Origin of the sequence: Dokdonella sp., assembly GCF_039926425.1 — a bacterium.
Taxonomy (GTDB): domain Bacteria; phylum Pseudomonadota; class Gammaproteobacteria; order Xanthomonadales; family Rhodanobacteraceae; genus Dokdonella_A.
This window is the reverse complement of record NZ_JBDSWZ010000295.1, coordinates 1-4855: the sequence shown is the minus strand read 5'-3', so window position 1 is coordinate 4855 and position 4855 is coordinate 1. Positions and strand designations below refer to the sequence as shown.

General features: G+C 62.4%; 4 protein-coding genes. All 4 read left to right on the top strand.

What is annotated here, in order from left to right; genetic code table 11:
- Window positions 1–723, top strand: a 723-nt coding sequence (locus ABIV12_RS16565) for an aminotransferase class IV (RefSeq protein ID WP_348061368.1), incomplete at its 5' end; no start/stop codon positions are given.
- The gene (locus ABIV12_RS16560; RefSeq protein WP_348061366.1) at window positions 720–1466 is read left to right on the top strand and encodes a hypothetical protein; all 747 of its coding nucleotides are present in this window, start codon (window positions 720–722) and stop codon (window positions 1464–1466) included. The genes ABIV12_RS16565 and ABIV12_RS16560, both read left to right, overlap by 4 nt.
- A 378-nt stretch (window positions 1467–1844) precedes the next feature.
- The gene (locus ABIV12_RS16555; RefSeq protein WP_348061364.1) at window positions 1845–2996 is read left to right on the top strand and encodes an FIST N-terminal domain-containing protein; all 1152 of its coding nucleotides are present in this window, start codon (window positions 1845–1847) and stop codon (window positions 2994–2996) included.
- Window positions 2993–4819, top strand: coding sequence for an EAL domain-containing protein (locus ABIV12_RS16550; protein ID WP_348061362.1), 1827 nt, complete (start codon window positions 2993–2995; stop codon window positions 4817–4819). The genes ABIV12_RS16555 and ABIV12_RS16550 overlap by 4 nt, the downstream gene beginning before the upstream one ends.
- The last annotated feature ends 36 nt before the right edge of the window (window positions 4820–4855 follow it).

Here is a 4855-nt window from a genome sequence, read left to right as displayed (position 1 = left end):
GAAGGCGCACGCGCGATCGACATGGACATCGGCCTCACTCGCGAGCAGCTGACCGGGCGCATCGTCGACACCTTGCGTGGCAATGACATGCACACGGACGTCCACATCCGGCTGATGGTCACACGTGGAATCAAGGCGACGCCGCACCAGGATCCGCGCTTCGTGATCGGCAACGCCACCATCGTGATCATCGCCGAATACAAGCAGCCGCTGCCGGCGACGATCGAGCACGGCATCCGCCTGTTCACCGTGCACGTGCGCCGCGGCGCGCCGGACGTGCAGGATCCGAAACTCAACAGCCATTCGAAGCTCAACTGCATTCTTGCCTGTGTGCAGGCGCAAAAGGCCGGTTACGACGAGGCGTTGATGCTCGATCCGCACGGCTTCGTCGCGACGTGCAACTCCACCCACTTCTTCATTGTGCGGCGCGGTGAGGTGTGGACCTCCACAGGCGACTACTGCCTCGGCGGCATCACGCGTGCGAACGTCATCGCGCTGTGTCGCGAGCATGGCATTCCGGTGTTCGAGAAGAACTTCAGCCTCACCGACGTCTACGGCGCTGAAGAAGCGTTCGTCACCGGCACGTTTGCCGGGCTGGTGCCGGCGCGCGAGATCGACGGCCGCATGATGGGCAACGGCACACGTGGACCGATGGTGGCGCGCCTGCAACAGCTCTACATGCAATTGGTGAAGAAGGAGAGCCGCACGGAACCGCGCGTATGAACGCGGCTCGCGAGCCCTTGCGCATCGCGATGTGGTCGGGACCGCGCAATATCTCCACCGCGCTGATGCGCGCGTGGGAAAACCGCGACGACACTGCCGTCATCGACGAACCGTTCTACGCGCACTATCTTCTGGCCACCGGCGTCGCGCATCCGGGTCGCGATGAGGTGATCGCGGCGCAGGAGAACGATGCAAGCCGCGTTGCGACGATGCTCACTGGCGCGGTTCCGCAAGGTCGTGCGATCTGGTATCAGAAACACATGACCCAGCACATGCTCACCGACATGCCACTCAGCTGGCTCGATCGCGTCACCAGCTGCTTCCTGATCCGCGAACCTGCACAGGTCGTCGCCTCCTTCACCATCCAGCGCCCCGATGCAGCAGCGTGGGAACTCGGTTTCGAGCAGCAGTCCCGATTGTTCGATCATGTCTGCGATCGCCTCGGCAGCGCCCCTCCGGTGATCGACGCCAGCGACGTATTGAAAAACCCGGCAGGCACGTTGGGTCTCTTGTGCGCGAAACTGGGCATTGCCTTCAGCCCACGGATGCTGCAATGGCCGCGTGGCCCACGCGCGAGCGACGGCGTGTGGGCACCGTACTGGTACGCCGCGGTCGAACGTTCCACCGGCTTCGGTGCTTATCAGTCGAACGACCTCGCACTGAGCGTGTTCCAGCAGTCCCTCGTGGATCAGTGCCAGGTGCACTACGAAAAGCTCTCGCCGTACCGCTTGATTGCCGACTGACGCCCCGGCTGACTGCTGCGCGGGTCAAGTGACGCCGGCGGCGCGTTGCAGCAAGTGCGCGCAGCGAGAGAGTGCCTTCGCGACCGCGTTCGCTCCGCCGCTGGACTGCGTGCTCCATCAGCAATCAAGGCACCCCATCTCGGACGACCGCAACCGGTCCGGTTGTGCCTGCGTCGGAGTGTCCTCGCCTGGAATGAAACGTTTGCACGTCGATTCGGCGAGAATCTGATAGGTTCAACGCATGCGAAGGGGTTTTTTACGCGCGGGAACAATCACCCACGTGAAGTTGGTTCGGATCGGGCGACAGCGAGCTGCCGAGCGATTGACGCTCGGAGGCCATGTCCGAGTCCGCGAGGTATTTGGGCCGGGGGGCAGGCAGTGCAAGGTCAACGATTGCTGCGGGTTGAGGGAGCCTCGGTCGACGATCTCGGGGCCGCCATCGGCCGTCTGCGCAACGAGGGCTTCCACAGTTTCATGCTGCTGGCCTGCGAGAATGACCACTGGAATCCGGCAATCCTTTCCCCGTGGCTCCGAACGATCGATGTCCCGGTATTCGGCGGGATCTTTCCGAGCATCATCCACCGCGCCCAATGCCATCGCAACGGCACCCTGATCATCGGATTCCCAACGCGCGTGGATGTGACCGTCGTCCATCGATTGACCGAACGAGCGGCAGTCGAGCCGCAATTGCTGGCGGCAGCACCCCTGCTCGAAGGAGCAGACTCACTGGTCGTGCTGTTCGATGGGCTCTCTCCAAATCTCGAAGCCTTCGTGGAGGGCCTCTACTCGATCATCGGCGTCCACTCGGTGGTCGTCGGTGGTGGTGCCGGACATCTCGATCTCGTGCAGCGCCCGTGCCTTCTGGGCAATGACGGCCTGATCGAGGATGCCGCGCTGCTCGTCGCGTTGCCCGGCAAGGTCGACCACGGAGTGGCGCATGGCTGGCAGCGCCTGGCCGGGCCGTTCCTCGTCACCCGCTCACAGGGCAACGTGCTCCAGGAACTGAACTATCAATCGGCGTTCGAGATCTATCGTGGAGAAGTCGAAGCGCACTGCGGACAGCGATTTTCCGAGTCCGATTTTTTCTCCATCTCGAAGACCTTTCCACTGGGAATCGAGGGAGTCGACGGCGATTTCCTGGTGCGCGATCCGATCAAGCAATCGGGTGATGCGCTGGTGTGTGTCGGCGAGCTTCCGCAAAACGCAACGATCTATCTTCTGAAGGGCGAATCCGGCGCGTTGATTGCGTCCGCTGCTGAATCGGCACGCGCCGCCTGCGCGAAGAGTCGACGACGTGGCAATGCGGTCGAGTCAACCTTGGCCATGGTATTCGACTGCATCAGCCGCGTGCTTTTCCTCGGCGCCCAATTCGGCGACGAACTCGCCGCACTCGAATCGGCGCTGACCGAATGCGAGGACCTCTTCGGTGCATTGACGCTTGGCGAAATCGCCAGTTCCAGTTCGGGCGTCATCGAGCTGATGAACAAGTCAACCGTGGTGGCGTTGATCGAGTCGCCACCGCGGCCATGAACAACACGCTCAAGTATCTGTCGATCCAGCACGAGCTTGGCATGGCGGTGGGTACGACCCTGCGCCTGCAGCCGATGCTGGCGACGTTCTCGCGCATCGTGCTGCGCCGATTGGGGCTGTCGTCTGTGCATTTCCACATGCGGAAGACGCTGGACGGCGAGCATGCGCAGCATGGTGTCAACCGGTTGGATCATGTTCTCAGTGTTCCGCGCAATGCCGCGCCAATCAGCCTGCCGCAGGGCATTCTCGTTGATGACGGGTCTGATGACTGCGTGCACTACCGCTGTGCCGATCGCGAAAATTCGCCGCACTGCTATTCGTTCCGTCTCGGTGCGCTCGGTGTGATGACGCTGCAGCGGATCGGCAATCCGCTCGATCCACCGATCATCGAGTTGCTCAAGCCACTGATCACCCGCCTCGCGCTGGGTTGCCAGGCGTCGATCGAGCATGAAAACCTGCTGCTGGCGGTCGCGGCCCGGCGCAAGGCGGAGGAAACGATCCTGTTCCAGTTGCTCCACGACGACCTGACCCGGTTGCCGAACCGGCGTCTGCTGATGCAGCGCCTCGATGCCGAATTGCTGCGCGCGCGTGATCAGCACCGTTGCGGCGCACTGCTCTTCCTCGATCTCGATCGCTTCAAGATGGTCAACGACACGCTCGGCCATGCGATCGGCGACCTGCTGCTGGTCGCGGTCGCCGACAAGCTGCAACAGATTCTCGGCGCGGACGGCATGGTGGCGCGCCTGAGCGGAGACGAATTCGTCATGCTCATGGGCGACCTGGTGCGTGACGAACGCCAGGTGCGATCGCGGGTGGATGTGCTGCTCGCTGCAATTCGCGCGGAGTTTTCCGATGCCCTGCACGCGGGCGAGCATCGTCTGCATGTCACACCGTCGATCGGTATCGAGATCTTTCCGGATCGAGATTGCAGCGCCGAACAGATTCTGCGACGCGCGGATACTGCGATGTACCAGGCCAAGCTCTCTGGCCCGAATGGCTCGATGTACTACAACAGTCAACTGTCGGCTGGTATCGAACTGCGCCGACAGCTGGAAAAGGAACTGCAGCTGGCGCTCAAGGCGCCCGACCAGTTCGAGCTCTACTACCAAAGTCAGCACAACCTGGCCGGCGACTTCATCGGCGCGGAAGCGCTGATTCGCTGGCACAGTCCGTATCGGGACGCGCCCTCCCCGACCATCTTCATTCCGCTCGCCGAGGAAACCGGCCTGATGCTCGAGTTGGGACGCTTGGTCATCCGCAGGGCCTGCGCCGACATCCGCCGTCTCTTCGCGCACGATCCGCCAGCGCACTTTCGGCGCGTATCGATCAACGTCAGCGCCGTGCAGTTCAATCATCCGGATTTCGTCCAATGCCTGTTTGCCGATATCGACGAAGCAGGCATCGATTCGTACCGCCTCGCACTGGAATTGACCGAGTCGACACTGATTCGCAACCACGAATCCGCGAGCACGAAGATGGCCCAGTTGCGTGGGCGCGGCGTTAAAATCGCCATCGATGATTTCGGCACCGGGTACTCCTCGCTGGCGTACCTCAGTCGCCTCCCCGTCGAATCGATCAAGATCGACCAGAGCTTCGTCCATGACCTCGATTCGAATGGCGGCAATCGGGCGATCGTCGGGACCATCATTGCGCTTGGCCGCGCACTGGACATCGACCTCGTTGCCGAAGGCGTCGAAACAGAGGCGGAACTGGCCAGTCTCGAAGCGCTTGGCTGCCGCAACTATCAGGGATTACTCTTCAGTCGTCCGCAGCCGCTGGACTGCCTGATCGCCCAATTGCGTCGTCCCCTGCCAACCGCCTGAGTAGCGGTTGGCGGCACGGGGCAGGCACAGCCAGGC

Excerpts from the sequence above, each read along its gene's own strand:
- ABIV12_RS16550 (WP_348061362.1), top strand. The coding sequence starts at position 2,993 with ATGAACAACACGCTCAAGTATCTGTCGATCCAGCACGAGCTTGGCATG.
- ABIV12_RS16560 (WP_348061366.1), top strand. The coding sequence starts at position 720 with ATGAACGCGGCTCGCGAGCCCTTGCGCATCGCGATGTGGTCGGGACCG.